Source organism: Brachyspira pilosicoli (assembly GCF_008016535.1).
GTDB classification, from domain to species: Bacteria; Spirochaetota; Brachyspiria; order Brachyspirales; family Brachyspiraceae; genus Brachyspira; species Brachyspira pilosicoli_A.
On the sequence record NZ_SAXY01000072.1, the window covers coordinates 48,698 to 73,435 of the forward strand.

Below are 24,738 nucleotides of genomic sequence, written 5' to 3' on the forward strand. Positions count from 1 at the left end.
AAGGAGATAGAATAAGTGGCACGTCAAATTTCGTTAGAAAATACACGTAATATTGGTATTATGGCTCACATCGATGCTGGTAAAACTACTTTAAGTGAGCGTATATTATTCTTTACAGGTAAAACACATAGATTAGGTGAGGTTCATGAAGGTGCAGCTGAAATGGACTGGATGGAGCAGGAGAGAGAAAGAGGTATTACAATTACTTCTGCTGCAACTACTTGTTTTTGGAATGGTCATAGAATTAACTTAATAGATACTCCGGGGCACGTTGACTTTACTGCTGAGGTAGAAAGATCTTTAAGGGTATTAGATAGTGCTGTAGGAGTTTTCTGTTCTGTAGGCGGTGTTCAGCCTCAAAGTGAAACAGTATGGAGACAAGCAAGTAATTATAAAATCCCAAGAGCTATTTTTGTTAATAAAATGGACAGGATTGGTGCTAACTTCTACGCTGTTTTAGATCAAACAAGAGATAGATTAAAAGCAAACAGTCACCCAGTAGTTATACCTATAGGTGCAGAAAGCAATTTTGAGGGTGTTGTTGACTTAGTAAAAATGAAAGAGATAGTTTGGGTATCTGAAGACGGCATGAAGATGGAAGAGAGAGAAATTAGACCTGAACTAAAAGAACAAGCAGAAAAATATAGAAATGAATTATTAGAAGCAATTGTTGAATATGATGATGATGCTATGAATAAGTTTTTTGAAGGTGAGGAAATAGATATTCCTACTATAAAAAGACTTATAAGAACAGCTACATTAACAGCAGACTTCTTCCCAATGTTCTGCGGTACAGCTTTCAAAAACAAAGGTATTCAGGTATTAATAGATGCTGTAGTTGATTATTTACCATCTCCATTAGATAAGCCTGAAATAGAAGGTACAGATTTAGATGGTAATGTTATAAAAAGAAAAGTAGCAGATGATGAAAAATTCAGTGCATTAGCATTCAAAATAATGACAGACCCGCATGTTGGAAAAATAGCATTCTTAAGAGTTTATTCAGGAATACTAGAAGCTGGTTCTTATGTATATAATGCTACAAAAGGTAAAAGAGAGCGTATCGGAAGAATACTTCAGATGCATGCTAACAAAAGAGAAGAGATTGAACAAGTATATTGCGGTGATATAGCAGCAGCAGTAGGACTTAAAGAAACTACAACAGGTGATACATTATGTCCAGAAAATGCTCCTATCATCTTAGAATCAATCAACTTCCCAGAGCCAGTAATTAATGTTGCTATAGAGCCAAAAACTAAAGGCGATAGAGATAAAATGTCTATAGCTTTATCAAGACTTGCTGAAGAAGATCCAACATTTAGAGTTAGTTTTGATGAAGAAACAGGACAAACAATTATCGCAGGTATGGGTGAGCTTCACTTAGAGATTATCTGTGATAGAATGAAAAGAGAATACAAAGTTGAGGCAAATGTAGGCCGTCCTCAAGTATCTTACAGAGAAGGTATTAAGAAGACAGTTGAAGTTGAAGGTAAATTTGTACGTCAGTCAGGCGGTAAAGGTCAGTACGGTGATGTATGGTTGAGAATAGGACCTAATGAGTCTAATGCAGGATTTAAATTTAATAACGAAATCGTTGGCGGTGTTGTTCCAAAAGAATATATACCAGCTGTAGAGAAAGGTTGTGTTGAGGCTATGAATACAGGTGTTCTTGCTAACTATCCTATGCTAGACGTTATAGTATCAGCATTTGATGGTTCATTCCACCCAGTAGACTCATCAGAAATGGCATTCAAAATTGCTGCTTCAATGGGTTTCAAAGACGGATGTAAAAAAGCAGACCCTTATTTGTTAGAGCCTATGATGAGCGTAGAAGTTGTAACACCAGAAGATTATATGGGTGATATTATCGGTGACTTAGCTTCAAGAAGAGGACAGGTTCACGGATTTACTGATAAGTCTGGTTACAAATCTATTAATGCTACAGTACCTCTTGCAGAGATGTTTGGTTATACAACAAGTATAAGAAACGTATCACAAGGTAGAGCAAGCTACACAATGCAATTCTCACACTACGAGGAAGTACCTAAGAATGTAGCAGAAGAGATAATAGGTGCTAGAATGGGTAACGCTAAATAACAAAAAATAAAAATAAATAAAAAAAAATTTCCTAGAGAATAGGGATAAATAATTGGAGGATAAAAATGGCTAAAGGAACTTATGAAGGTACAAAAACACACGTAAACGTTGGTACTATCGGTCACGTTGACCACGGTAAAACAACATTAACATCAGCAATCACAGCAGTATCATCTGCAATGTTTCCAGCAACAGTACAGAAAGTTGCATACGATTCAGTAGCAAAAGCTTCTGAGAGTCAAGGTAGAAGAGACCCTACAAAAATTTTGACAATCGCTACTTCACACGTAGAATATGAATCTGATAACAGACACTATGCTCACGTAGACTGTCCAGGCCACGCTGACTATATTAAAAACATGATAACAGGTGCTGCTCAGATGGACGGTGCTATCTTAGTAGTATCAGCAGAAGACGGTGTAATGCCGCAAACAAAAGAACACGTACTTCTTTCAAGACAAGTAGGTGTAAATTACATCGTAGTATTCTTAAACAAATGTGATAAATTAGATGACCCAGAAATGGCAGAAATAGTAGAGGCAGAAGTAGTAGACGTATTAGACCACTATGGTTTCGATGGCTCTAAAACTCCTATTATTAGAGGTTCTGCAATCAAAGCTATTCAAGCAATTGAAGCAGGTAAAGACCCTAGAACAGATGCAGATTGTAAATGTATAGTAGACTTATTAAACGCACTTGATACTTATATTCCAGATCCAGTTCGTGAAACAGATAAAGACTTCTTAATGTCAATCGAAGACGTATACTCAATTCCTGGAAGAGGTACAGTTGTTACAGGTAGAATAGAAAGAGGACAAATTAAAAAAGGTGATGAAGTAGAAATCGTTGGTATAAGACCTACTAAGAAAACTACTTGTACTGGTGTAGAAATGTTCAAGAAAGAAGTTGTAGGTATAGCTGGTTATAACGTTGGATGTCTTTTAAGAGGTATTGAACGTAAAGAAGTAGAAAGAGGACAGGTATTAGCTAAACCAGGTACAATCACACCTCATAAAAAATTCGAAGCAGAAGTATATATCTTGAAAAAAGAAGAAGGCGGAAGACATAGCGGTTTCGTAAGCGGTTACAGACCACAAATGTACTTCAGAACAACAGACGTAACAGGTGTTATTAACTTACCAGAAGGCTCTCCAATGATAATGCCAGGTGATAACGCTAACTTAACAATCGAGCTTATCACTCCAATAGCTATGGAAGAGAAACAAAGATTCGCTATACGTGAAGGCGGTAAGACAGTAGGTAACGGTGTTGTAACAAAAATATTAGAATAATTAAGGAAAGAAGAAAATAAAGGGATATGTTTTAATAAAATGTATCCCTTAATAAAAGAATAAAAGCGAGTAATTCAAACTATGAAAGAACAGAAAATAAGAGTTAAATTAAAAGCCTTTGATATAGAATTAATTGATCAATCAGCTCAGTCAATAGTTGCTAGTGTAAAGAAGACAGGTGCAAGAGTATCAGGACCTATACCGCTACCAACAAGCATAAGAAAGGTAACAGTAATAAGAAGTCCGCATGTAAACATTAAGTCAAGAGAACAGTTCGAGATGAGAGTTTACAAGAGATTAATAGATATCTTTGATGTAACACCTCAAACAACTGAGTCTTTGAAGAAGTTGGCGCTTCCAGCTGGTGTAGATGTACAGTTGAAATAAGAAAGGTTTTTTAAACCGTGTGAATAAAACTTTACTACGTTTTATTTATATGGTTATAATTTTAATAGTTTGACTTAAAAGATTGGTAAAAAAGAAGTAGTAAAATCATTATAGAGGATTAGCCGATGGTAGGAATAATTGGCAGAAAATTGGGTATGACAACAGTTTTCGATGAAACTGGAAATGCTATAGCAGTAACAGTTGTAGAGGCTGGGCCATGCACAGTTATGCAGGTTAGAGATAATGAGAAAGATGGCTATAATGCTATTCAATTAGGTTATGGTGCTGTAAAAGAAAAGCATTTAAAAAAGCCACAAATAGGGCAATTTAAAAAAGCAAATTTAGAGCCTAAGAAATATTTAAAAGAATTTAGGTTAGATGATTCAAGTGCTTATACAGTTGGTCAGGAACTTAAAGTAGATATATTTCAAGCGGGCGATTTTATAGATGTTAGTTCTTTGAGCAAAGGTAGAGGATTTGCCGGCGTAATGAAAAGACATAATTATGATGGCGGTCCTATGAGTCATGGTTCTAATTTCAGAAGAAGAGCAGGTTCTATAGGTTGTAACAGTTACCCTGCAAGAGTATGGAAAGGCAAAGGTATGCCTGGTCATATGGGTAATACTTTAACTACTATACAAAACTTAAAAGTAGTTGAAATAAGACCAGAAGATAACTTGATTATGATTAAAGGTTCTATACCTGGAGCTATAAACGGTATAGTAAAAATCACTCAAGCAGCTAAGAAGAAAAATAAGAAGAAGAACTCAATGACTAAATAATAAAAGCAGGATGATAAAATGGAAGTAGTAATACTAAATGAAAATGGAGATAGCGTAGGTAATTTAGAGGTAGTTGACGAGATATTCAAATCAGAAGTTAACAACAATCTACTTTACGAAGCAATCAAAAATGAGTTGGCGAACAGACGTCAAGGAACTCACTCTACTAAAACAAGAGCAGAAGTTTCAGGAGGCGGTAAGAAGCCTTGGAGACAAAAAGGTACAGGCAGAGCAAGAGCAGGTTCTACACGTTCACCAATTTGGGTAGGCGGCGGTAAAACACATACTCCTAAGCCTAGAGATTATAGTTATAGATTGCCTAAAAAGATGAAACGTAAGGCTCTATTGTCTGTTTTATCTTTGAAATATGGTAACAATGTTCTTAAAGTTTTTGAGGATTTCACTTTTGATGCTCCAAAGACAAAAAGAATGGCAAGTTTTATAAGTAAGGTTAAAGAGCCAAATAGCAGAAAGGTAGCATTTGTAGTAGGTAAAGATGAATCATTAGGTGATAATTACAATAAGTTATTATTATCTTTAAGAAACATCAAAGATTTAAAGCTTGTAAATGCAGACAGTATGTCTATACATCCTTTATATTATGCTGATGAAGTATATTTCACTAAAACAGCTTTATCTAAATTAAATGCTAGAATTAAGGGATAATAAATATGAGCATGTATTCACTTTTAATAGAGCCTATACTTACAGAAAAGAGTAATATCCTTAGAACTGAGCCTAAAGGAACAGAGAAGCGTTATTATGTATTTAGAGTAAGACAGGATGCTAATAAGCAAGAGTTGAAGAAAGCGGTTGAAAAAATATTTAATGTACATCCGCTAGATTGTAAGATAATAAATGTAAAGCCTAAGAAGAAAAATCGCAGAATGAGCAGACGCGGTTATACACGCAGTTATAAAAAAGCGATAATAGTTCTCGATGGCAAAGAATCAATAGATATAGTAAAATAAGTTGAGGGATACCGATGGCTATTAAGAAATTTAAACCGACAACACCAAGTTTACGTTATCGTACAGTAGTTGATTTTTCGGATATAACAACAAATGAGCCTTGTAAATCATTAGTATGCGGTAAAAAACGCATAAGTGGAAGAGGTTCAAACGGTCGTATCACTATGCGTCGTCGCGGTGGTGGACACAAGAAATTATTTAGATTAGTAGATTTTAGAAGAGATAAGCATGATATAGAAGCTAAAGTAGTTTCTATAGAGTATGATCCTAACAGAACAGCTCGTATAGCTCTTTTACATTATACAGATGGTGAAAAAAGATATATAATATTGCCATTGGGACTTAATGTAGGCGACAGAGTTGTTAGCGGAGAAAATGCTAAAGTAAAAGTAGGTTGCACTTTACCTTTAAGAAAGATACCTTTAGGTACTATAATACATAATATAGAAATAACACCAGGAAAAGGTGGTCAGCTTGTTAGAGCAGCAGGCGGTGGTGCTCAGATAACAGCAAAATCTGGCGGTTATTGTGTAATAAGACTTCGCTCTGGTGAAGAGAGAAGAATATTAGAAGATTGTTATGCTACTATAGGACAAATAGGTAACTTAGACCATTTCAACACTACAGACGGTAAAGCTGGTACTACTAGACATAAAGGTAGAAGACCAAAAGTAAGAGGTGTTGTAATGAACCCAGTAGATCACCCACACGGCGGTGGTGAAGGTAAGAGTGGACAGGGTAACCCGCATCCAGTATCTCCTACAGGTGTACCTACTAAGGGATATAAAACTAGAAAGAAAAACAAATATTCTGACAGATTAATAATTAAGAGAAGAGGGGGTAAGAAGTAATGTCTCGCTCTATTAAGAAAGGACCTTTTGTAGATAAAAATCTTTTCAAGAAGATACAAGCTGGAGATAACAAGCACCAAATAAAAACTTATAGCCGTGCTTCAACAATTATTCCAGAGATGATAGGTTTTACAATCAATGTTCATAATGGCAAAACATTTGTAGCAGTTTATGTACAAGAGAATATGATAGGTCATAAATTAGGTGAATTTGCTCCTACTAGAACTTTTCGTTCACATGCAGGTGCAGCTAAGGTAGCTAAGAAATAAGGAATTGGACTATGGAATATAAGGTAAAGGTACGTTATTTACGTATAGGTCGCAGGAAAGTAGCAAGATTACTTCCTTTTGTTAAAGGTGAGTATGTTAACCATGCAATCGCTAATCTTACAGCTATGCCACAAATGTCATCAGTTGTACTTAGAAAGGCTATAAAAAGCGGTATAGCAAATGCTATTTCTCAGACTAGAACTATTAACCCAGACACATTATGGGTTAAGACAGCTTTTGTTGATAAAGCACCATCATTGAAACGCATAAGAGCAGCAAGTCGTGGTAGTGCTGATCCTATATTAAAAAGAAATTCACATATTACTATAGTATTAAGTGATGAAAAAAAACCTGAGAAGAAAAAAATTAAGAGAGTTGCAAAAAAAGAAGAAGCAGCTAAAGTAGCGGAGGTATAAACTATGGGTCAAAAGGTTAGTCCAATAGGTTTAAGACTCGGAGTTAATAAAACTTGGTCTAGTAAATGGTTCGAAGATGGCAGAACTTATGCAGATAGTTTGCATGAAGATTTATCTATAAGACGCTATATAATGAACTATTATTATAAGACATTAAAAGAAGAACAGAAAAAAATTGGCGGAAAGAAAGAGTCTTTTGATCCTGCTATATCTGACATACAAATAGTACGTTTCCCAGATAGAATCAATGTATTTATATCTACAGCTAGAGCTGGTGTTGTTATAGGACCAAAAGGTCAGAGAGCTGAAGTAGTAAAGACAGCTGTACAAAAGTTAGTAAAAAAGCCTATTAATGTTTCTATATCAGAAATCAAAGAGGCTGAATTAGATGCTACATTGGCAGCACAAAGCGTAGCTCGTCAATTAGAAATGCGTGTTGCTTTCAGAAGAGCTATGAAGAATGTTATTACTCAAGCTATGAAGAAAGGTGCTAAAGGTATAAAAGTTATGTGTTCTGGCCGTTTAGCAGGGGCAGATATCGCTAGAACAGAACAATACAAAAATGGTTCAGTACCTCTTCATACAATAAGAGCAAATATAGATTATGGTACTGCTGAAGCTTCTACTACATTTGGTATCATCGGGGTAAAAGTGTGGATATATAAAGGCGAGATTCTTGATAAGAAAGAAAGCAAACAAGATGATGCGGGTAAAGTTATCAGTGCTAAAGGAGATAGATAATGTTACAACCATCAAGAACTAAGTATCGTAAACAGCATAGAGGCAGAATGAAAGGTAAGTCCAAAAGAGGAAGTAACTTAACTTTTGGAGATTATGGTTTAATGGCATTAGAGCCTGTATGGCTTACAGATAGACAAATTGAAGCTGCACGTATTGCTATATCAAGACATGTTAAACGTGTAGGTAAAATGTGGATAAAAGTATTTCCAGACAAACCTTATACTAAAAAGCCAGCAGAAACAAGAATGGGTAAAGGTAAAGGTAACGTTGAATATTGGGTAGCAGTTGTAAAGCCAGGTAAAGTTATATTTGAAATAGCAGGTGTACCAGAAGAATTAGCACAGTCTGCTTTCAGATTAGCTGGTTTCAAGCTTCCTATTAAAACTAAGTTCATTAAGAGGGAGGCTATATAATGGCTAAAGATAAAAAAGATTATAAGTCATTAGGTTTAGAAGAGCTTAAGGGTGAACTTCTAAAATTAGAAAAAGAATATCAAGAGCATAGATTTGAAAAAGTAGTTGGTGATGCAAGACAGACTCATCAATTAAAGAAAGCTCGCAAAGATATAGCTAGAGTTAAGACATTTATACGTCAGCATGAACTTGGCATAAAAAAATAGTGTGAGGTATTACTGTGGAAAACAAAGCAAAAAAATATAAAAGAGTACTTGAAGGAATTGTAGTTTCTGATAAAATGGATAAAACTATAGTTGTAAAAGTAGAGAGTAAACAGAAACACCCCCTTTATGGTAAGACTATAAGTAAGAATAAACGCTATAAAGCTCATGATGAAAAAAATGAATGTTTTGAAGGCGATTTAGTAAGAATAATAGAGTGCAGACCTATTAGTAAAGATAAAAAATTCAGATTAGTAAAAATCGTTAAGAAGTCTGATCGTGTAGAGAAAGATTCTATGGATAGCGATGTAGAAAACGTATTAAAACGTGAGAAGCATGCTCCAGAAGCAGCAGTTTCTTCACAGGTTGAAGGAGAGTAAGAATTATGATACAAGTACCAACTACTCTTAATGTAGCCGACAACACAGGCGTAAAGAAGTTGAAATGTATTAAGGTATTAGGAGGAAGTAGACGCAGATATGCTACTTTAGGAGATGTTATAGTTTGTTCTGTAACTGATATAATCCCTACTTGCTCTATAGAAAAAGGTAAAGTTGTAAAAGCTGTAATAGTGAGAGTAAAGAAAGAAGTTAGACGCCCTGACGGTTCATACATACGTTTTGATGAGAATGCTGCTGTTATAGTAGACGATAAAAAAGAGCCTCGCGGTAAACGTATATTCGGACCTGTAGCTCGTGAACTTAGGGATAAAGGCTTTATGAAAATCGTATCACTTGCACCAGAGGTAATATAATTATGATAAAGAAAAAAGATTTTAGTAATACAAAATACAAAATAAAAAAAGGCGATACTGTTGAAGTGATAGCTGGAGAGCAGAGCGGAGAACGCGGTGAGGTATTGTCTATAGACAGAGCAAAGGGAAGAGCTTTCGTAAAGAATATTAACATGATTAAAAAAACTATGCCTAAAAGTCAAGAGAATCAAAAAGGCGGTATAGTTGAGAAAGAGGCTTCTATACATATATCTAATCTTATGTTGGTTGACAAAGGCGGTAAAACTACTAGGGTTGGAAGAAAAGAAGTTGATGGAAAATTAAAAAGATATGCTAAAAAATCAGGCGAAGTTCTTGATAAGTAAGTAGGAGTTATTAAATATGTCAGTATTGAAAGATAGATATAAAAATGAAATAAGACAATCTTTATTAAAAGATATGAATTTAAGCTCCTCTATGGCTATACCTAAAATAGAGAAAATTATTATCAATATGGGTATTACTCAAGCTGTAACAGACAAAAAATATGTTGATTCTGCTGTAGAAGAACTAAGTCAAATAGCAGGTCAAAGAGCTGTTATCACTAGAGCTAAAAAGTCTATAGCTAACTTCAAATTAAGACAAGGTATGCCTATAGGTTGTAGAGTAACTTTGAGAGGAGAAAGAATGTATGACTTCTTGGAAAGGTTAATTTTTATAGCTTTACCAAGAGTAAGAGACTTCCAAGGTATTCCTAGAAGAGGTTTTGACGGAAGAGGTAATTACAATTTAGGTATAAAAGAGCATATTATATTCCCAGAAATAAGTTTCGACAAAACAGATGCTGTTAAGGGATTAAATATAACAATAGTAACAACTGCAGATAATGACGATATGGCCCGCACTTTATTAGAACGTATAGGTTTGCCATTTCGTGCTGCACCTAAAAGTCAGGAGAATAAATAATGGCTAGATTGGCACTTAAAGTTAAAGCTACAAAAAAACAAAAATATAAAACAAGACAATATAATCGCTGCCCTATATGTGGAAGACCTCGTGCTTATATAAGACAGTATAAAATGTGTAGAATCTGTTTTAGAGATTTAGCAAATAAAGGTTTAATTCCGGGCGTAACTAAGTCTAGTTGGTAATTTAAGGAGAGTATATAAATGAGCGTACATGATCCAATAGCAGATGCTTTAACTGTGATTAGAAATGGTTGTAGAGCAAAAAAAGAGAATGTAACTATACCTTTTTCTACAAAAATGGAAAATATACTTGCAATTTTGAAAAAAGAAGGGTATATTAATGACTTCAAAAAAATAGAAGTAAAAGATAAAAATTTCTTCCGCATAGAAATAGATTTGAAATATTATGAGGGAAATTCTGTTATAGAAGGTATTCAAAGAGTATCAACTCCTGGTCTTAGAGTTTATACATCAGTAGATACTATTCCTCAAGTAAAAAATGGTTTCGGTATATCTGTAATCTCTACTAGCAAAGGCGTTATGACTGATAAAGAAGCTAGAAAAGAGAAAGTCGGCGGCGAAATTTTATGTTATGTATGGTAATATAAATTGAGAGAGGGTATTTACAATGAGTAGATTATCAAATAAGCCTATGGCGATTCCTCAAGGCGTTGAAGTAAAAATTGACGGTCATAAAGTAATCGTAAAAGGTAAAAGAGGGGAGTTGACAAGAGAGTTTTTTGATTATATAATACTTGAACTTGAAAATAATTCTCTTTGGGTTAAACCTCCTAAGATTGATAGCACTGATGAAAAAGCTATAAAAGAAAATAAAGCTAAGTATTCTGCTAAATTAGGTTTAGTTTGGAAACTTATTTCTAATATGATTGAGGGTGTTAATACTGGTTATAAAAAAGTATTGCAGTTAGAAGGTACAGGTTACCGTTCTAATGTTCAGGGAGATACTTTAACATTACAATTAGGTTTTTCTAGTGATGTAAAAATGAAAATCCCTGAAGGCATCAAAGTAACAGTAGAAAAAGACACTAAAATCATTATAGAAGGTAATGATAAAGAGAAAGTAGGCGAACTCGCTATGAATATTAAAAAGAAAAGACCTGTTGAGCCATATAAAGGTAAAGGTGTAAGATTTGAAGGCGAGTATGTTAAAATGAAAGAAAGTAAAAAAGCTGCTAAGTAAGGGGTAAGCTATATGAGTTTAAGAGAAAAAATTAAAGCTCAACGCGAAAGAAGAAAGAGAAGCATACGTATAAAAATAGAAGGAAGTTCAAAGCGTCCTAGACTTACAGTTTATAAAAGTCTTAAATATGTATCTGCTCAAATAATAGATGATAGTAAAGGTGTAACTTTAGTATCAGCATCTTCTCAAGAGAAAGATTTAAAAAGCGGTAAGAATGTAGATGTAGCTAAAGAGATAGGTAAAGTATTAGCTACAAGAGCGAAAGAAAAAAATATTAGTGAGGTAGTGTTTGATAGAAACGGCTATATATATCATGGAAAAATAAAATCCTTAGCTGACGGTGTTCGTGAAGCAGGATTGAAATTTTAAGGAGTATAACCTTGGCACACGATAATAACGAAGAAAAAAGTATGTTTGAAGAGCGTCTAATAACTCTAAACAGAGTAGCTAAAGTTATGAAAGGTGGCAGACGTTTTAGATTTGCAGCTTTAATGGTTTTAGGTGATAAGAACGGACATGTTGGTTTAGGTTACGGTAAAGCAAACGAAGTACCTGATGCTATAAGAAAAGCTATAGAACAGGCTAAAAAGAATATGATAGAAGTGAACCTTAAAGGTGAAACTATTCCTCATAATACAGTTGGCGTATTTAGAAGCAGCAGAATAATAATGAAACCAGCTTCTAAAGGTACAGGAGTTATTTCAGGCGGTCCTGCTCGTGCTGTATTAGAGTTAGCAGGAGTTAAAAATATTCTTTCAAAATCTTTAGGTAATAACAATTCTATGAACTTAGCTAAAGCTGCTTTTGAAGGTTTAAAATCTTTACAAACAGTTCAAGATATGGCTAACAAAAGAGGACTTAGTGTTGACCAGATTTATGGGAGGGCTGAATAATGGCTAAAGTTGTAATAACATTAGTTAAATCTCCTATAGGCTATGAGAAGTCTCAAAGAGATACTGTTGTAGCTTTAGGTTTCAAAAAGAGAAGAAGAGTTGTAGAACATGAAGCAACTCCTCAAATAAATGGAATGATTAATAAAATATCACATCTTTTAAAAGTAGAGTATAAGTGAGGGCTAGAGAATGGCACAGGAAAATACAAAAATATTAAGAGCTCCAAAAGGATCGAGCAAGAATCGTCATAGAGTAGGACGCGGACAAGGTTCTGGTTGGGGTTGTACTGCAGGAAGAGGTGATAAAGGTGCTCAGTCTCGTGCAGGTTACAGCAGAAGAGCTGGTTTTGAAGGCGGACAGATGCCTTTACATAGAAGAATTCCTAAAAGCGGTTTCACTAATGCTACTTTCAAAAAGTCTGTAGATGTTATCAATGTTGGAGATTTAGATTCATTAGGTTCTAACGAAATATCGAGAGAGGCTTTGGTTAAATTAGGTTATTTATCTTCTACTAAAGATTATATAAAACTTCTTTCTATGGGTGAAGTTAAAGGTGCTATCACTATTACCGTTGATCTTGCTAGCAAAAAAGCTATAGAAAAGATTGAAAAATCTGGCGGTAAAGTTATAATACATGAACGTAAAAAATATATTAGAGAAAAGAAATAAGGTTGTTTATAAATGTTTAAGTCATTAACTAATATATTTAGAGTACCAGAATTAAGAAGCAGGATACTGTTTACAGTTCTTGCTATTTTGGTATATAGAATAGGCAGTCATATTCCAACTCCGGGTATAGACCCAACTGCTCTTTTGGGCTTTTTATCATCAGCTCAAGGCGGCGGCGGTCTTTTAACTATTATGGACTTATTTTCCGGCGGTGCTTTGTTTAGATTTTCTGTATTAGCACTTGGAATTATGCCTTATATATCCGCTTCTATCATCATGCAGCTTTTAGGTGTTGTTATACCTGCACTTGAGAGAATGCAAAAAGAAGGTGAAAGCGGCCGTAAAAAAATTAACCAATATGTTAGATATCTAACACTTGGTCTTTGTGTGGTTCAATCTGCAGCTATGGCTAGCTGGATTCAAAGTATAAATGAAGGTGCTATGATATTTATGAGACCTGGTTTGGGTTTTATACTTCTCGTAGTGATTACAGCTACTACTGGTACCATGTTCTTAATGTGGCTAGGTGACCAAATTACAGAACGCGGCCTTGGTAATGGTATATCTGTAATAATATTCGCTGGTATTGTTGCCCGCATTCCTGCAGGATTCTATGATGTTATACAGAAAAAAGATACTGATTACTTGAACTCATTAGTAATAGTTCTTTTCTTTATAATATTTGCTATAGTTATATTCTGCGTAGTTTATGAAGAAAGCGGACAGAGAAGAATACCAGTTCAATATGCTAAGAGAGTTGTAGGAAGAAGGGTTTTTGGTGCACAATCAACTCATATACCTTTCAAAATTAACCCATCTGGTGTTATACCTATAATATTCGCATCAGCTTTGATGGCTATTCCAGCACAGATTGCTAGTTTAACAAGAGGTGTTCAATGGAGATGGTTGGATGCTTTGCTTAGATTTTTCTCTTATGGAAGTTGGGCTTATATAATTCTTTATTGTCTTTTAGTTATTATGTTTGCCTATGTTTATACATCTGTACAATTTAACCCAGATGATATAGCAGAGAATCTTAAAAAACAAGGCGGATTTATCCCCGGTTACAGACCCGGCACACAAACTGCTGAATATTTAAGAACTGTATTAAGCAGAATAACAATAGGCGGTTCATTATTCTTGGCTGCTATTGCAGTGTTTCCAGATTTAATGTCTAAGATTCCTGTTTTTGCTCCTTTCAAAGGAACTAATAATTCTTTAGTTTATTTGATGGGCGGTACATCTGTAATGATTAGTGTAAGTGTTGCTGTTGAGTTATTAAAGCAAATAGAGTCTTACTTACAGATGCATAATTATGATGGTATATTGAAGAAGTCTAAGGTGAGAAGGTAATTAATATGGCAGAGAAAGAAAATATAGAGGTAGAAGGTACAGTAGTAGAGCCTCTTCCTAATGCTACTTTTAGAGTAGAGTTAGAGAATGGTCATAAGATATTGGCACATATTTCTGGAAAGATGCGTATGAACTTTATTCGTATACTTCCCGGAGATAAAGTAACTATAGAAATGTCGCCCTATGATTTAACAAAGGGTAGAATAATTTATCGTTATAAGTAAAATAATGGAGAACATTTAATATGAAAGTAAAAAGTTCGGTAAAAAAACGTTGTAATGACTGTCAAATAGTAAGAAGAAAAGGCGTAGTTAGAGTCATATGTAAGAAAAACCCAAGACATAAACAAAAACAGAAGTAATTAATTTAAGGAGATAATTAGTATGGCACGTTTAATGGGTGTTGAAATAAGAAATAATAAAAGAATAGAAATCGCCCTAACAGATATATATGGTATAGGACGTACTTTAGCACATGTAATTTGTGATAAGGCTAATATAGATTATTCTATTAAAGCTAAAGACCTTACAGATGCTCAAATTACAGCTTTAAGAGATGCAATAGAAGCCACAACTAAAGTGGAAGGAGATTTGCGTACAGAGCTTTTTAATAATATTAAACGTTTAAAAGATATTCACTCATATCGCGGAATGCGTCATATAAAAAGACTTCCAGTACGCGGACAAAGAACAAGAACTAACTCTCGTAACGCTAGAGGCGGCGGAGCAAGAAAAGCTATAGCTGGTAAGAAAAAAGCACCAGGTAAGAAGTAAAAAATAAACTTTAATGGGGGAGAATAGTGGCTACTCAAAAAGGTAAAAAAACACTAAAAGATAAAAAAATAAAAAAAGATAGAAAAGTAGAAGCTTTTGGTATAGTGCATATAAAAGCTAGCTTTAATAATACAATAGTTACTATCACTGACAGAAACGGTGATACTTTATCTTGGGCTAGTGCTGGCTTAGATGGAGAATATAAAAGCAGTAAGAAATCTACTCCATTTGCTGCACAGGTTGCTAGTGAGAAGGCATCTAAAAAAGCTTATGAGATGGGTGTAAGAGAAGTTGAAGTTTATGTAAAAGGTCCTGGTATGGGCAGAGAAAGCTCAATCAGAGCTGTAGAAGCTGCAGGATTAAAAGTAAAACTTATTAAGGATGTTACACCAATGCCTCATAATGGTTGCCGTCCTCAAAAAAGAAGAAGAATATAATTAATTGGGAGATAAATAATTATGGCTAGATATAGAGATGCAAGCTGCAGATTATGCCGCCGTGAAAAAATGAAACTTATGCTTAAAGGTGATAGATGTCTTACGGCTAAATGTGCTATAACAAAAAAAAGAGAAGTACCGGGTCCTACTAACCGTAAAATGAAACAATTATCAGAATACGGTATTCAGATGAGAGAAAAACAAAAAGTTAAACGTATTTATGGAATATTAGAAAAACAATTCAGAAACTATTATCATGAAGCAAACCGCGTAGCTGGTGTTACTGGTGAAAACTTGCTCAGATTATTAGAACTTCGTCTTGATAATGTAGTTTATAGACTTGGTCTTGCTAGAAGCAGAGCTCAGGCTAGACAATTTGTACAACATGGTTTTATTAATGTTAATGGAAAAACTATGTCTGTGCCTTCTTATAGTATGAAAGTTGGAGATAAGGTTTCTTTCTCTCAGAGAGGAAATTCTATTTCACAAGTGAAAGAAATTCTTGATGGTTTAAAAAGTGAATATGTTCCTGCTTGGTTAAGTTTGGACTTGTCAGCTAAACAAGGCGAGATAGTAACTTTACCAATAAGAGAGCATATAGAGTATCCTATTAATGAACAGCTCATTATTGAGTATTATTCTAAGTAATGGAACTCTTTGATAAGGGAGTATTGAAAGAATGGCATTAAAAGAAATATTAGAATCTATTAGACATCCGCATAGAGTTACATTTGAAGCTAGAGATTTAACTCCTAATTATGGTAAATTTGTAGCACAGCCTTTTGAGAGAGGATATGCCACTACTATTGGAAATGCTCTAAGAAGAGTATTATTATCATCTATACCTGGATATGCTATTACTGCTATTAAAATAGATGGCGTTACTAATGAATTTGAAAATGTTCCAGGTATGAAAGAAGACACAATAGTGATGATTATGCATCTTAAAAATGTTGTGGTAGCCCTTCCTGAAAATGTTGATGCTAAAACTATGCATATTAAAAAAGAAGGTCCTTGTACAGTTACTGCTGGCGACTTTGCTCAAGCTGATTCTGATGTAACAATATTTAATCCAGAACATCATATTGCTACTATAGCTGAGGGTTATACTTTTGAAATGGATGTTCAGATAGAATCAGGTTATAATTATGTGCCTGCTGAAGTGAATATGGAGTTGCTTGAAGATGTGAATGCTATAGCTATAGATGCTATATATTCGCCTATAGTAAGTGTAAAATTTGCTGTTGATGATGTTAGAGTGGGTCAGTGTATAAATTATTATGGTAAACTTACTTTAGAAATAGAAACTAAAGGTAATATTGCCCCTGAAAAAGCTCTATCTTGGGCAGCTAAATTACTTAGAGATAATATTACTCCTTTTATGCTTCCTGAAGAGGCTAATGGAGATGATGAAAAAATAGAAGAAACTCCTAAGGATTCTGTACTTGATTCTTTAAAAGATAAGCATGTTGAGGAAGTTGAGTTTTCTGTTAGAACTGCTAATTTCCTAATATCTTCTGATCTTAAAACTTTAGATAAGGTTGCTCTTAAAACTGATGCTGATTTATTAAGATTAATTGGTGCTAATGAAATGATTATAGAAGAAATTAAAGAAAAGCTTGCAGAATACAATGCTCATCTTGGTATGAGAGGCTAATAAAATTAAGGATAATGTATGAGACATAGAGTTACTGTTAAAAAATTTAATAAAACTACTGCCCACAAAAAGGCTATGTTTAATAATATGATAACTTCTCTTTTTAAATATGAGAAAATTGAAACTACTAAAGAGAAAGGTAGAGCTTTAAAACAATTGGCTGATAAGTTAATTTATAGAGCTAAAGTTGATAATGTTCATAATAGAAGATTAGTTTCTAAACATGTAAAAGATAAAGCAATACTTGCCAAACTTTTTAAATATATTGCTCCTAAGTATGCTAATAAAAATGGCGGATTTGTAAGAAAAATCTTATCATATAAAAGATTTGGTGATGGAGCTGATATGTGTATTGTAATGTTATGCGATTCTGATAGCTCATCTGCTAATAAAACTGAAGCAAAATAATACTGATAATTTAAAATAATAATAAATCGTTTATTAATCTAATTATATATAAACAAAAGTAAATTTTATGTGTTAGTTATAGTTTTATTGACTATAACTTACATATAAGGTTTATGGAGGTTACTTATGTCTGAAGATAACAATTTAGAGTTTTCTGCTGATGAAAATGTTGTGCCTTTGAAAAAGGTAATAAAAGTAAGAAAAGTTGTTAGAAAGGTAGTTGCTAAAGCTCAAGAAGAAGAAAAAGAAGAAATTACTGCTGCTAATAATGAAGATAATAATAAAGAAGAAGAGAATAATAATAAAATTCAAAGACCTTTTGATGTACTTTACATTAGTCAATTAAGTACTTTAACTTTTGATGAATTAATAGATTTTGCTGAAAACTATGGAATTAAAAAAGATACTAATTCTAATTTAAGAAGACAGGAATTAATGCACTTAATAGTAAAATCTCATATTAATTTAGAAGGTAAGGTTATTGCTGAGGGTACATTAGAAACTTTGCAAGATGGGTTTGGTTTTTTACGTTCTAAAAACACAAATTATTTGGCAGGTTCTGATGACATATATATCTCTCCTGCACAAATTAGACTTTTTGGACTTAGAACAGGGGATGTTATTAGCGGGGAGGTAAGACCTCCTAAAGATAATGCAGGCGAGAAGTTTTTTGCTTTGCTTAGAATAGAATCTGTGAATGGCGAGAAACCTGATAATTTACATAGAAGACCTTTATTTGATAAACTTACTCCAATATTTCCTAATGAAAGAATTAATTTAGAGTTTGCTCCGAATAAAATTTCTACTCGTATTATAAACTTAGTATCTCCTATAGGTAAAGGTCAGAGGGGATTAATAGTAGCACCTCCTAAAGCTGGTAAAACTATGATGCTTCAAGAAATTGCTAATGCTATATGTAAAAACTATCCTGATATAAAATTATTCATACTTCTTATAGACGAGCGTCCTGAAGAGGTTACTGATATGAAAAGGCAAGTTCCAGAGGCTGAAGTTATAGCTTCTACTTTTGATGAACTTCCAGAGAAGCACTGTCAAGTTTCAGAGATGGTATTAGAGAAGGCTAAGAGATTAGTTGAAAATAAACATGATGTTGTAATTATATTAGATTCTATAACAAGACTTTCAAGGGCTTATAACTTAGTTGTACCAGCAAGCGGTAAAGTATTAACAGGCGGTGTAGATTCTAATGCACTTCATAAACCTAAAAAATTCTTCGGTGCTGCTCGTAATATAGAAGAGGGCGGTTCTCTAACAATTATTGCTTCTGCTTTGGTTGATACTGGAAGTAAAATGGACGATTATATTTACGAAGAGTTTAAGGGTACTGGTAATATGGAGCTTCATTTAGATAGAAAATTTGCTAATAGAAGACTTTTCCCTGCTATTGATATTGATTCTTCTTCTACTAGAAGAGATGATTTACTTCTTAATGAGGAAGAGCTTGCTAAGATGAATCTTGTTAGAAGTGCTCAGGGTCAGGGTATCAACATTGATGAATATGACTTTATTGAGAAGATGATAGCTAAAATGAAAAATACTAAAGATAATTCTGAGTTTTTAAAATTATTAAACTCATAAGGTTTTAGTATCAATGTCTGACAAATATGATGATGAGAAGTTGTTTAAATTTTTTATAGAGCATGGATATTTTCCTAGAGATTATGAAGAAAGTAAAGTTCTAAAAAAAGAAAGAGAAACATCAAATAAAAATACTCTCAATCATTCAGCTAAAAACGAAGAATATAAAGAAATCACTAAAGATAATATAACTGATAATTATACTGTAAGTGAAGAAGAAAAACTTTTATTTATAAATGCTGTTAAAAATCTTGATTGCAGTAATCATTCAAAAAAAGAGCTTCCAAAAAAGAATATAAAGTTTAAGCCAAATATAAAAAATGCTAATCCAAAAGAAAGAATAGATTTGCATGGTCTTACAGCTGATAGGGCTTTAATTGAGGTAAAGCATTTTATTGGTGAATGCAAAAAAAATAAAATAAGCCCAATACTTATAATACATGGAAAAGGTTTTGGAAGCGAAAATAAAATACCAGTATTAAAAAACATAGTTGAATATTATATTGCTACAGAAGGAAAGCCTTATATAAAATATGCTGATGATGCTCCGAGGGAATTAGGAGGCTCTGGAGCTAAAATAATTTATTTGAATTTGTAATTACTAGTATATACCTAAACAATTATAATTTCTCAAAAAATAAAGTTATATATTATTTTTGATACTGGGCTTTGCCCACCACTCTGTATGCTTACGCAAGACCCCATTTCTTTTATTGGTATAAAAGAAGCAAAAGAACTGCATTGACGAAGTCCACAGCATGTAATACTAAATTCAGGTTTTATACTACATTTAATATATATCCCTAATATATAAAACCAAAAAACTTGCACTTTCGCGAAGCGTGTCCGGAGGGCAAAAACTTTGACGAAGTCCACACCGTGTAGCGGCGGGAAAAAGTTGATAAAACTTTTATAAAAATATATAAATTGACAAATTATAATTATTTAGATATATACTGAAAATTTTTAAATTTGTCAAAATATTGTTTTTATGTTTTTATTTGTGGTGGCTTTGCCCCCACACCCCCACTTCTTTTATTGGTATAAAAGAAGCAAAAGAACTGCATTGACGAAGTCCACAACATGTAATACTAAATTCAGGTTTTATACTACATTTAACATATATCCCTAATATATAAAACCAAAAAACTTGCACTTTCGCGAAGCGTGCCCGAAGGGCGAAAACTTTGACGAAGTCCACACAGTGTAGTGCGGGAAAAAGTTGATAAAACTTTTATAAAAATATATAAATTGATAAAATATAGTTGTTTAGATATATACTAATAAATTGACAAACTAACTCTATTTTGTTAAAATATAAAAACATACATTAATTTGGATTTTTTGATGGATAAAAATTATAAAGTAATAGCAAGAAAATATCGTCCTCAAACTTTTGAAGAGGTAATAGGGCAGGAACATATCACAAAAACAATATCTAAAAGTATAGCACAAAAAAAAATAGCACATGCTTATCTTTTTTCTGGAGCTCATGGTGTAGGTAAAACATCTCTTGCAAGAATTATAGCAAAAGCCTTAAACTGTGTTAATGGTCCTACAGATAAACCATGCGGAGTTTGCCCTTCTTGTACACAAATAGAAAACGGTACTCCTTTAGATGTTATTGAAATAGATGGTGCTAGCAACAGAGGTATAGAAAATATAAGAACAATAATAGAAAATGTGCGTATATCACCTGTTGCAGGTAAATATAAAGTATATATTATAGACGAAGTTCACCAGATTACTAACGAGGCTTTTAATGCTTTACTTAAAACATTAGAAGAACCTCCTTCTCATGTTGTGTTTATACTTGCTACAACTGAAGCAGATAGAGTACTTCCCACAATAAGAAGCCGTTGTCAGCAGTATATTTTTAAGTCTTTAGGTATAGAAGATTTAGAGAAGATTCTTAAAAGTATATTAGACAAAGAAAATATTGCTTATGATGATGAGGCTATATTTTTGATAGCAAAGCAGGCGAGGGGTTCAGTACGCGATAGTGAAACAATATTAGAGAAGATGATAGCCTATACTGCAGACAAAAAGCATATTACTAGTGCCGATGTTATAGCTGTAGTTGGGGGTAATAATTTTTCTTTTGTTAAAGAGTTTTTTGACGTAATGATTTCAAAAGACAAAAAAAATTATTTTCAATTTGTTAAAAAGCTATTTGAAGAGTCTGTTGATCCTAGAACATTTATTAATAATTTAATTGAATATATGCGTGTTGTGCTTATGATAAAGAGCAGTATTGATGATATTAAATTATTAGAGATAACAGAAAATGAGAGAGATGATTTAAAAACTTTTGCCAGCAATTATAGTGATGATGAGATAGAGAGAATACTTGATTATATATTAAATGTAGAAGAGCGTATAAGAAATGCTTCTAATGCGAGAGTTATATTTGAGATGCGTATGCTTTTGCTTCTTGATACAGACAATTTAATTCGCCCTGTAGACATTATCTCTTCAAACAATGTTCAAACTGTTTCTGAGCCTAACGAAGACTATGGTCTTAGTAATGATAATGTTTCAAAACCAAAAGAGAATAATAACGCTCCTAAACCAGCATATGATGTGCCTCTTAGCCCAAATGATAAAAGACACATATTCTACAATAAAATTCTTTCATATGTTGAAACAGAAAGCCCGACAATATATTCTTTATTATCTCAAGGAAACCCAATAGAAAGTAAAGGTGCCACATTAATAGTAGCTATTCCAGAGCATATTTATGATATGGTTCAATCTGACAAAAGAATATCAGCCTTAATAGCAAGTGCCATACCAAGATTCACCAAAAATAAAGATGTAGCAATACAGTTTCAAAAGGCAGTAGAAGGAAATGTTATAGATAAACTAAAAACACGTCTTCAGGCAACAGAAGTGGACGAGAGTTCTTTATAAATAATTTTTAAATTATATATCTTAGTGCATAATATAAAAATATCATAATATAAAAAAATTTAGTTTTATAATTTTGTTCTTTTTCCCGCCTTCGCGGTGCGGACTTCGTCAAAGAACCAAAAAGTGCTAATTATACTAAATTTCTATATACTTATTAATGATTTTATTATATCCATTTTTATTCGATAATTTTAATCCTTTAATTTTTATGATTTTTAGCGATATTTGTTATATTTTTTAGTATAATTAAAAATTAAACTTTCGACTATTTTATTAAAATATACAAAAATGATAAAATATGATTGCAATAAATACTAATTAGTTATATGTTTTAATTTAGCGGAATTAACTTTTAATAAAAAAATACAATCAAATACAAATAAAAGGTTTCAAATATGCAAGAAAAAATAAATGAACTTAAAAAAAGAAAAGAAAAGATAGAGGAAGCTGGCGGCAAAGAAAAAATAGAAGAACGTCATGCTAAAGGCAAATTAACAGCGAGAGAACGTATATTGCATCTTTTAGATGAAGGCACTTTTTGCGAAATTGATGCTTTCATAGAACATAGATGTAGCGATTTTGGTATGGAAAAAAATAAAGTAGCGGGCGAAGGTGTAGTTACAGGATACGGTAAGATTAACGGCAGACAAGTATGCGTATATGCTCAAGATTTTACTGTTATAGGCGGTTCATTAGGACAAATGCATGCTGCTAAAATTTGTAAAGTACAAGATATGGCTATAAAATTAGGCTGCCCTTGTATCGGTATTAATGATTCAGGCGGAGCTAGAATACAAGAGGGTATTGATTCATTAAGAGGCTATGGAGATATTTTTTATAGAAATGTACAGGCTTCTGGAGTAATACCTCAAATATGCGTAATAATGGGACCTTGTGCGGGGGGAGCTGTTTATTCTCCTGCTTTGATGGACTTTATATTTATGACTGATAAAAGTTCAAATATGTTTATTACAGGTCCTCAGGTTGTAAAGGCTGTAACAGGTGAGCAAGTTTCTGCCGAAGATTTGGGGGGGGCTTTTGTTCATAGCAAAACTTCTGGTGTTGCTTCTTTAATGTTCCCTGATGAGATTTCTACTTTAGAAGGTGTTAAAAAACTACTTTCTTATATACCTCAAAATAATTTGGAAGATGTGCCTTTAGAAAATACTAATGATGACCCTAATAGAAATGATGAGGAGTTATCAAACATACTTCCAGACAGTCCTAATAAGCCTTATGATATAAAAGAGATTATAAAAAGAGTAGTTGATAATGGAGAATTTTTTGAGCTTCAGCCTTTATTTGCTACTAATATAGTTATATGTTTTGCTCGTCTTGACGGAAAATCTGTTGGTATAATAGCTAATCAGCCTAATTCTATGGCAGGAGTACTTGATATTAATGCAGCTGACAAAGCTGCTCGTTTCATTCGTTTCTGTGATAGTTTTAATATTCCTTTGGTTACATTAGTTGATACTGCAGGATATTTACCTGGGGTTGGTCAGGAGCATAATGGGGTTATTAGACATGGTGCTAAACTTTTATATGCTTATTCTGAGGCTACTGCTCCAAAGATTACTCTTATAATAAGAAAGTCTTATGGCGGAGCTTATATAGCTATGTGTTCTAAGCATTTAGGTGCTGATATGGTTTATGCTTGGCCTTCTGCTGAGATTGCTGTTATGGGACCTGATGGGGCAGCGAACATTATATTTAAAAAAGACATAGAGAAAGCTGAAGACCCTAAGAAAATGAGAGCTGAAAAAATAGAAGAATATAAAAGAGAGTTTGCTAATCCTTATAGAGCTGCTGTTAGAGGTTATGTTGATGATGTAATAGAGCCTGAATATACTAGAAGCTATCTTATTAATGCACTTCATTTGTTGGTAAGCAAAAGAGAAACTAGACTTCCTCGTAAACATGGTAATATACCTTTGTGATTTTGTATTATAATAAAAGGAGTGAGAATTATGGATCATAATGCTGCTATTACAATATTTGGTATAATATCTGTTTTAATTGTTGCTTTAGTTTTTTATGTTTTGGCTTTAGTTTTAGGTATTATTTTTAAGCCAAGAAACATAAAGAAAGAAGAAGAGATTAGCAAGGTTGTTGAAGAGAGTAAAACTAAAGAAGAGGATTTATTAGATGACAGTGAGCTTGTAGCGGCTATTACTGCTTGTATTACTGCTTATAGCGGTAATTCTAAATTTGTGATAACTTCAATAAAAGAGTCTAAAACTCCTGTATGGGGTATGGCTGATAGAATTAAATAAAATAATAGAAAATAAAAAATAATTTAGGAGATAAATGATGATTAAAAATTATAAAGTAACTGTTAATGGAAAAAGTTATGATGTATCTGTTGAAGAGATAAGAAATGAGTCTGTTGCTTCAAATAAAGTTTTATCTACTCTTGTAAATACTCAAGCAGTTAATGCAAAAGTTTCTGCACCAGCAAAAGAAGCTGCTCCTGCTTTTAAAGCTCCTGCTATAGATGAAAATGCTATATCAGTAAAAGCTACTATGCCAGGCACTATATTATCATTTAATGTTGCTATAGGAGATAAGGTAACAGAGGGTCAGGTTGTTGCTGTATTAGAAGCTATGAAGATGGAAAATGAACTTACTGCTCCTGCTTCTGGAGAGGTTATATCTATACATGTTGAAAAAGGTTCATCTGTTGTAGAAGGTCAAGTGATATTGCAGATTAAGTGATGTAGTTTTGAGAGG

At 33.3% G+C, this 24,738-nt stretch carries 37 protein-coding genes; all 37 read left to right on the forward strand.

Annotated elements, in window-relative coordinates:
• Positions 1 to 15: 15 nt before the first annotated feature.
• The 37 genes from fusA to EPJ72_RS12000 all read left to right on the forward strand — a co-directional run bounded on the left by fusA (position 16) and on the right by EPJ72_RS12000 (position 24,723).
• On the forward strand, positions 16 to 2,097 hold the full coding sequence (gene fusA / locus EPJ72_RS11820) for an elongation factor G (RefSeq protein WP_147732335.1): 2,082 nt from the start codon (positions 16 to 18) through the stop codon (positions 2,095 to 2,097).
• A 65-nt stretch (positions 2,098 to 2,162) separates the two neighbouring features.
• The gene (tuf, locus tag EPJ72_RS11825) at positions 2,163 to 3,389 is read left to right on the forward strand and encodes an elongation factor Tu (protein WP_147732336.1); all 1,227 of its coding nucleotides are present in this window, start codon (positions 2,163 to 2,165) and stop codon (positions 3,387 to 3,389) included.
• 81 nt (positions 3,390 to 3,470) lie between these two features.
• Entirely contained in the window at positions 3,471 to 3,776 is a 306-nt protein-coding gene (gene rpsJ / locus EPJ72_RS11830) for a 30S ribosomal protein S10 (protein WP_013243971.1), read from the forward strand.
• 125 nt (positions 3,777 to 3,901) lie between these two features.
• Entirely contained in the window at positions 3,902 to 4,558 is a 657-nt protein-coding gene (gene rplC / locus EPJ72_RS11835) for a 50S ribosomal protein L3 (protein WP_013243970.1), read from the forward strand.
• 18 nt (positions 4,559 to 4,576) lie between these two features.
• The gene (gene rplD / locus EPJ72_RS11840; protein WP_013243969.1) at positions 4,577 to 5,224 is read left to right on the forward strand and encodes a 50S ribosomal protein L4; all 648 of its coding nucleotides are present in this window, start codon (positions 4,577 to 4,579) and stop codon (positions 5,222 to 5,224) included.
• Between the two features lie 11 nt (positions 5,225 to 5,235).
• Positions 5,236 to 5,529 (forward strand): 50S ribosomal protein L23, encoded by a 294-nt coding sequence (gene rplW / locus EPJ72_RS11845; protein ID WP_173385055.1) that lies wholly within the window; start codon positions 5,236 to 5,238, stop codon positions 5,527 to 5,529.
• Positions 5,530 to 5,543: 14 nt separating this feature from the next.
• Complete coding sequence (gene rplB, locus EPJ72_RS11850) at positions 5,544 to 6,380, forward strand: 50S ribosomal protein L2 (RefSeq protein WP_147732337.1); 837 nt, start codon at positions 5,544 to 5,546, stop codon at positions 6,378 to 6,380.
• Positions 6,380 to 6,649, forward strand: a complete 270-nt coding sequence (rpsS, locus tag EPJ72_RS11855; protein ID WP_013243966.1) for a 30S ribosomal protein S19 — start codon at positions 6,380 to 6,382, stop codon at positions 6,647 to 6,649. The genes rplB and rpsS overlap by 1 nt, the downstream gene beginning before the upstream one ends.
• Positions 6,650 to 6,660: 11 nt before the next feature.
• The gene (gene rplV, locus EPJ72_RS11860; protein ID WP_147732338.1) at positions 6,661 to 7,065 is read left to right on the forward strand and encodes a 50S ribosomal protein L22; all 405 of its coding nucleotides are present in this window, start codon (positions 6,661 to 6,663) and stop codon (positions 7,063 to 7,065) included.
• A 3-nt stretch (positions 7,066 to 7,068) separates the two neighbouring features.
• Positions 7,069 to 7,806 (forward strand): 30S ribosomal protein S3, encoded by a 738-nt coding sequence (rpsC, locus tag EPJ72_RS11865; RefSeq protein ID WP_147732339.1) that lies wholly within the window; start codon positions 7,069 to 7,071, stop codon positions 7,804 to 7,806.
• Positions 7,806 to 8,219 carry a 50S ribosomal protein L16 gene (rplP, locus tag EPJ72_RS11870; RefSeq protein WP_014933897.1) on the forward strand — a complete coding sequence of 138 codons (414 nt, stop codon included), beginning with the start codon at positions 7,806 to 7,808 and terminating at the stop codon, positions 8,217 to 8,219. The genes rpsC and rplP overlap by 1 nt, the downstream gene beginning before the upstream one ends.
• On the forward strand, positions 8,219 to 8,425 hold the full coding sequence (gene rpmC / locus EPJ72_RS11875) for a 50S ribosomal protein L29 (RefSeq protein WP_008723386.1): 207 nt from the start codon (positions 8,219 to 8,221) through the stop codon (positions 8,423 to 8,425). Before rplP ends, rpmC begins: the two co-directional genes overlap by 1 nt.
• A gap of 14 nt (positions 8,426 to 8,439) precedes the next feature.
• A complete protein-coding gene (rpsQ, locus tag EPJ72_RS13550) occupies positions 8,440 to 8,802 on the forward strand; it encodes a 30S ribosomal protein S17 (protein ID WP_147732340.1) in 363 nt (120 codons plus the stop codon).
• Between the two features lie 5 nt (positions 8,803 to 8,807).
• Positions 8,808 to 9,176: a 50S ribosomal protein L14 gene (rplN, locus tag EPJ72_RS11885; protein ID WP_014933895.1), complete on the forward strand. Its 369-nt coding sequence runs from the start codon at positions 8,808 to 8,810 to the stop codon at positions 9,174 to 9,176.
• 2 nt (positions 9,177 to 9,178) lie between these two features.
• Positions 9,179 to 9,520, forward strand: a complete 342-nt coding sequence (gene rplX / locus EPJ72_RS11890) for a 50S ribosomal protein L24 (RefSeq protein WP_013243959.1) — start codon at positions 9,179 to 9,181, stop codon at positions 9,518 to 9,520.
• A gap of 16 nt (positions 9,521 to 9,536) precedes the next feature.
• Positions 9,537 to 10,100, forward strand: a complete 564-nt coding sequence (gene rplE, locus EPJ72_RS11895) for a 50S ribosomal protein L5 (RefSeq protein ID WP_147732341.1) — start codon at positions 9,537 to 9,539, stop codon at positions 10,098 to 10,100.
• Complete coding sequence (locus EPJ72_RS11900) at positions 10,100 to 10,285, forward strand: type Z 30S ribosomal protein S14 (protein WP_008723403.1); 186 nt, start codon at positions 10,100 to 10,102, stop codon at positions 10,283 to 10,285. The genes rplE and EPJ72_RS11900 overlap by 1 nt, the downstream gene beginning before the upstream one ends.
• Positions 10,286 to 10,303: 18 nt before the next feature.
• A complete protein-coding gene (rpsH, locus tag EPJ72_RS11905) occupies positions 10,304 to 10,705 on the forward strand; it encodes a 30S ribosomal protein S8 (RefSeq protein WP_147732342.1) in 402 nt (133 codons plus the stop codon).
• A 25-nt stretch (positions 10,706 to 10,730) separates the two neighbouring features.
• Positions 10,731 to 11,303 (forward strand): 50S ribosomal protein L6, encoded by a 573-nt coding sequence (rplF, locus tag EPJ72_RS11910; RefSeq protein WP_147732343.1) that lies wholly within the window; start codon positions 10,731 to 10,733, stop codon positions 11,301 to 11,303.
• Positions 11,304 to 11,315: 12 nt separating this feature from the next.
• The gene (gene rplR / locus EPJ72_RS11915; protein ID WP_147732344.1) at positions 11,316 to 11,672 is read left to right on the forward strand and encodes a 50S ribosomal protein L18; all 357 of its coding nucleotides are present in this window, start codon (positions 11,316 to 11,318) and stop codon (positions 11,670 to 11,672) included.
• Positions 11,673 to 11,683: 11 nt separating this feature from the next.
• Entirely contained in the window at positions 11,684 to 12,196 is a 513-nt protein-coding gene (gene rpsE, locus EPJ72_RS11920) for a 30S ribosomal protein S5 (protein ID WP_147732345.1), read from the forward strand.
• A complete protein-coding gene (gene rpmD / locus EPJ72_RS11925; protein ID WP_013243953.1) occupies positions 12,196 to 12,375 on the forward strand; it encodes a 50S ribosomal protein L30 in 180 nt (59 codons plus the stop codon). Before rpsE ends, rpmD begins: the two co-directional genes overlap by 1 nt.
• 10 nt (positions 12,376 to 12,385) lie before the next feature.
• Positions 12,386 to 12,865, forward strand: coding sequence for a 50S ribosomal protein L15 (rplO, locus tag EPJ72_RS11930; RefSeq protein ID WP_147732346.1), 480 nt, complete (start codon positions 12,386 to 12,388; stop codon positions 12,863 to 12,865).
• Positions 12,866 to 12,877: 12 nt separating this feature from the next.
• Positions 12,878 to 14,218 carry a preprotein translocase subunit SecY gene (secY, locus tag EPJ72_RS11935; protein WP_147732347.1) on the forward strand — a complete coding sequence of 447 codons (1,341 nt, stop codon included), beginning with the start codon at positions 12,878 to 12,880 and terminating at the stop codon, positions 14,216 to 14,218.
• 5 nt (positions 14,219 to 14,223) lie between these two features.
• Positions 14,224 to 14,442: a translation initiation factor IF-1 gene (infA, locus tag EPJ72_RS11940; RefSeq protein WP_013243950.1), complete on the forward strand. Its 219-nt coding sequence runs from the start codon at positions 14,224 to 14,226 to the stop codon at positions 14,440 to 14,442.
• A 20-nt stretch (positions 14,443 to 14,462) separates the two neighbouring features.
• A complete protein-coding gene (rpmJ, locus tag EPJ72_RS11945) occupies positions 14,463 to 14,579 on the forward strand; it encodes a 50S ribosomal protein L36 (protein ID WP_014933892.1) in 117 nt (38 codons plus the stop codon).
• Positions 14,580 to 14,601: 22 nt separating this feature from the next.
• A complete protein-coding gene (rpsM, locus tag EPJ72_RS11950; protein WP_013243949.1) occupies positions 14,602 to 14,991 on the forward strand; it encodes a 30S ribosomal protein S13 in 390 nt (129 codons plus the stop codon).
• Between the two features lie 26 nt (positions 14,992 to 15,017).
• Entirely contained in the window at positions 15,018 to 15,428 is a 411-nt protein-coding gene (rpsK, locus tag EPJ72_RS11955) for a 30S ribosomal protein S11 (RefSeq protein WP_013243948.1), read from the forward strand.
• 21 nt (positions 15,429 to 15,449) lie between these two features.
• Positions 15,450 to 16,076 (forward strand): 30S ribosomal protein S4, encoded by a 627-nt coding sequence (gene rpsD / locus EPJ72_RS11960; protein WP_147732348.1) that lies wholly within the window; start codon positions 15,450 to 15,452, stop codon positions 16,074 to 16,076.
• Positions 16,077 to 16,107: 31 nt separating this feature from the next.
• Positions 16,108 to 17,085 (forward strand): DNA-directed RNA polymerase subunit alpha, encoded by a 978-nt coding sequence (locus tag EPJ72_RS11965; protein WP_147732349.1) that lies wholly within the window; start codon positions 16,108 to 16,110, stop codon positions 17,083 to 17,085.
• Between the two features lie 18 nt (positions 17,086 to 17,103).
• A complete protein-coding gene (rplQ, locus tag EPJ72_RS11970; RefSeq protein ID WP_147732350.1) occupies positions 17,104 to 17,493 on the forward strand; it encodes a 50S ribosomal protein L17 in 390 nt (129 codons plus the stop codon).
• Positions 17,494 to 17,619: 126 nt separating this feature from the next.
• Positions 17,620 to 19,092: a transcription termination factor Rho gene (gene rho / locus EPJ72_RS11975; protein ID WP_147732351.1), complete on the forward strand. Its 1,473-nt coding sequence runs from the start codon at positions 17,620 to 17,622 to the stop codon at positions 19,090 to 19,092.
• 13 nt (positions 19,093 to 19,105) lie between these two features.
• Positions 19,106 to 19,690 carry a Smr/MutS family protein gene (locus EPJ72_RS11980; protein WP_147732352.1) on the forward strand — a complete coding sequence of 195 codons (585 nt, stop codon included), beginning with the start codon at positions 19,106 to 19,108 and terminating at the stop codon, positions 19,688 to 19,690.
• 749 nt (positions 19,691 to 20,439) lie between these two features.
• A complete protein-coding gene (gene dnaX, locus EPJ72_RS11985) occupies positions 20,440 to 22,005 on the forward strand; it encodes a DNA polymerase III subunit gamma/tau (protein WP_147732353.1) in 1,566 nt (521 codons plus the stop codon).
• Between the two features lie 395 nt (positions 22,006 to 22,400).
• Positions 22,401 to 23,945, forward strand: a complete 1,545-nt coding sequence (locus EPJ72_RS11990; RefSeq protein ID WP_147732354.1) for an acyl-CoA carboxylase subunit beta — start codon at positions 22,401 to 22,403, stop codon at positions 23,943 to 23,945.
• Positions 23,946 to 23,975: 30 nt separating this feature from the next.
• Entirely contained in the window at positions 23,976 to 24,281 is a 306-nt protein-coding gene (locus tag EPJ72_RS11995) for an OadG family protein (protein WP_147732355.1), read from the forward strand.
• A 37-nt stretch (positions 24,282 to 24,318) separates the two neighbouring features.
• Entirely contained in the window at positions 24,319 to 24,723 is a 405-nt protein-coding gene (locus EPJ72_RS12000) for a biotin/lipoyl-containing protein (RefSeq protein WP_147732356.1), read from the forward strand.
• Positions 24,724 to 24,738: the final 15 nt, after the last annotated feature.

What these genes read in the sequence shown, in the direction of transcription:
- tuf (WP_147732336.1), top strand. Translation starts at nt 2,163, where the DNA reads ATGGCTAAAGGAACTTATGAAGGTACAAAAACACACGTAAACGTTGGT.
- rpsJ (WP_013243971.1), top strand. Translation starts at nt 3,471, where the DNA reads ATGAAAGAACAGAAAATAAGAGTTAAATTAAAAGCCTTTGATATAGAA.
- rplC (WP_013243970.1), top strand. Translation starts at nt 3,902, where the DNA reads ATGGTAGGAATAATTGGCAGAAAATTGGGTATGACAACAGTTTTCGAT.
- rplD (WP_013243969.1), top strand. Translation starts at nt 4,577, where the DNA reads ATGGAAGTAGTAATACTAAATGAAAATGGAGATAGCGTAGGTAATTTA.
- rplW (WP_173385055.1), top strand. Translation starts at nt 5,236, where the DNA reads ATGTATTCACTTTTAATAGAGCCTATACTTACAGAAAAGAGTAATATC.
- rplB (WP_147732337.1), top strand. Translation starts at nt 5,544, where the DNA reads ATGGCTATTAAGAAATTTAAACCGACAACACCAAGTTTACGTTATCGT.
- rpsS (WP_013243966.1), top strand. Translation starts at nt 6,380, where the DNA reads ATGTCTCGCTCTATTAAGAAAGGACCTTTTGTAGATAAAAATCTTTTC.
- rplV (WP_147732338.1), top strand. Translation starts at nt 6,661, where the DNA reads ATGGAATATAAGGTAAAGGTACGTTATTTACGTATAGGTCGCAGGAAA.
- rpsC (WP_147732339.1), top strand. Translation starts at nt 7,069, where the DNA reads ATGGGTCAAAAGGTTAGTCCAATAGGTTTAAGACTCGGAGTTAATAAA.
- rplP (WP_014933897.1), top strand. Translation starts at nt 7,806, where the DNA reads ATGTTACAACCATCAAGAACTAAGTATCGTAAACAGCATAGAGGCAGA.
- rpmC (WP_008723386.1), top strand. Translation starts at nt 8,219, where the DNA reads ATGGCTAAAGATAAAAAAGATTATAAGTCATTAGGTTTAGAAGAGCTT.
- rplN (WP_014933895.1), top strand. Translation starts at nt 8,808, where the DNA reads ATGATACAAGTACCAACTACTCTTAATGTAGCCGACAACACAGGCGTA.
- rplX (WP_013243959.1), top strand. Translation starts at nt 9,179, where the DNA reads ATGATAAAGAAAAAAGATTTTAGTAATACAAAATACAAAATAAAAAAA.
- rplE (WP_147732341.1), top strand. Translation starts at nt 9,537, where the DNA reads ATGTCAGTATTGAAAGATAGATATAAAAATGAAATAAGACAATCTTTA.
- EPJ72_RS11900 (WP_008723403.1), top strand. Translation starts at nt 10,100, where the DNA reads ATGGCTAGATTGGCACTTAAAGTTAAAGCTACAAAAAAACAAAAATAT.
- rpsH (WP_147732342.1), top strand. Translation starts at nt 10,304, where the DNA reads ATGAGCGTACATGATCCAATAGCAGATGCTTTAACTGTGATTAGAAAT.
- rplF (WP_147732343.1), top strand. Translation starts at nt 10,731, where the DNA reads ATGAGTAGATTATCAAATAAGCCTATGGCGATTCCTCAAGGCGTTGAA.
- rplR (WP_147732344.1), top strand. Translation starts at nt 11,316, where the DNA reads ATGAGTTTAAGAGAAAAAATTAAAGCTCAACGCGAAAGAAGAAAGAGA.
- rpmD (WP_013243953.1), top strand. Translation starts at nt 12,196, where the DNA reads ATGGCTAAAGTTGTAATAACATTAGTTAAATCTCCTATAGGCTATGAG.
- rplO (WP_147732346.1), top strand. Translation starts at nt 12,386, where the DNA reads ATGGCACAGGAAAATACAAAAATATTAAGAGCTCCAAAAGGATCGAGC.
- secY (WP_147732347.1), top strand. Translation starts at nt 12,878, where the DNA reads ATGTTTAAGTCATTAACTAATATATTTAGAGTACCAGAATTAAGAAGC.
- infA (WP_013243950.1), top strand. Translation starts at nt 14,224, where the DNA reads ATGGCAGAGAAAGAAAATATAGAGGTAGAAGGTACAGTAGTAGAGCCT.
- rpmJ (WP_014933892.1), top strand. Translation starts at nt 14,463, where the DNA reads ATGAAAGTAAAAAGTTCGGTAAAAAAACGTTGTAATGACTGTCAAATA.
- rpsM (WP_013243949.1), top strand. Translation starts at nt 14,602, where the DNA reads ATGGCACGTTTAATGGGTGTTGAAATAAGAAATAATAAAAGAATAGAA.
- rpsD (WP_147732348.1), top strand. Translation starts at nt 15,450, where the DNA reads ATGGCTAGATATAGAGATGCAAGCTGCAGATTATGCCGCCGTGAAAAA.
- EPJ72_RS11965 (WP_147732349.1), top strand. Translation starts at nt 16,108, where the DNA reads ATGGCATTAAAAGAAATATTAGAATCTATTAGACATCCGCATAGAGTT.
- rplQ (WP_147732350.1), top strand. Translation starts at nt 17,104, where the DNA reads ATGAGACATAGAGTTACTGTTAAAAAATTTAATAAAACTACTGCCCAC.
- rho (WP_147732351.1), top strand. Translation starts at nt 17,620, where the DNA reads ATGTCTGAAGATAACAATTTAGAGTTTTCTGCTGATGAAAATGTTGTG.
- EPJ72_RS11980 (WP_147732352.1), top strand. Translation starts at nt 19,106, where the DNA reads ATGTCTGACAAATATGATGATGAGAAGTTGTTTAAATTTTTTATAGAG.
- dnaX (WP_147732353.1), top strand. Translation starts at nt 20,440, where the DNA reads ATGGATAAAAATTATAAAGTAATAGCAAGAAAATATCGTCCTCAAACT.
- EPJ72_RS11990 (WP_147732354.1), top strand. Translation starts at nt 22,401, where the DNA reads ATGCAAGAAAAAATAAATGAACTTAAAAAAAGAAAAGAAAAGATAGAG.
- EPJ72_RS11995 (WP_147732355.1), top strand. Translation starts at nt 23,976, where the DNA reads ATGGATCATAATGCTGCTATTACAATATTTGGTATAATATCTGTTTTA.
- EPJ72_RS12000 (WP_147732356.1), top strand. Translation starts at nt 24,319, where the DNA reads ATGATTAAAAATTATAAAGTAACTGTTAATGGAAAAAGTTATGATGTA.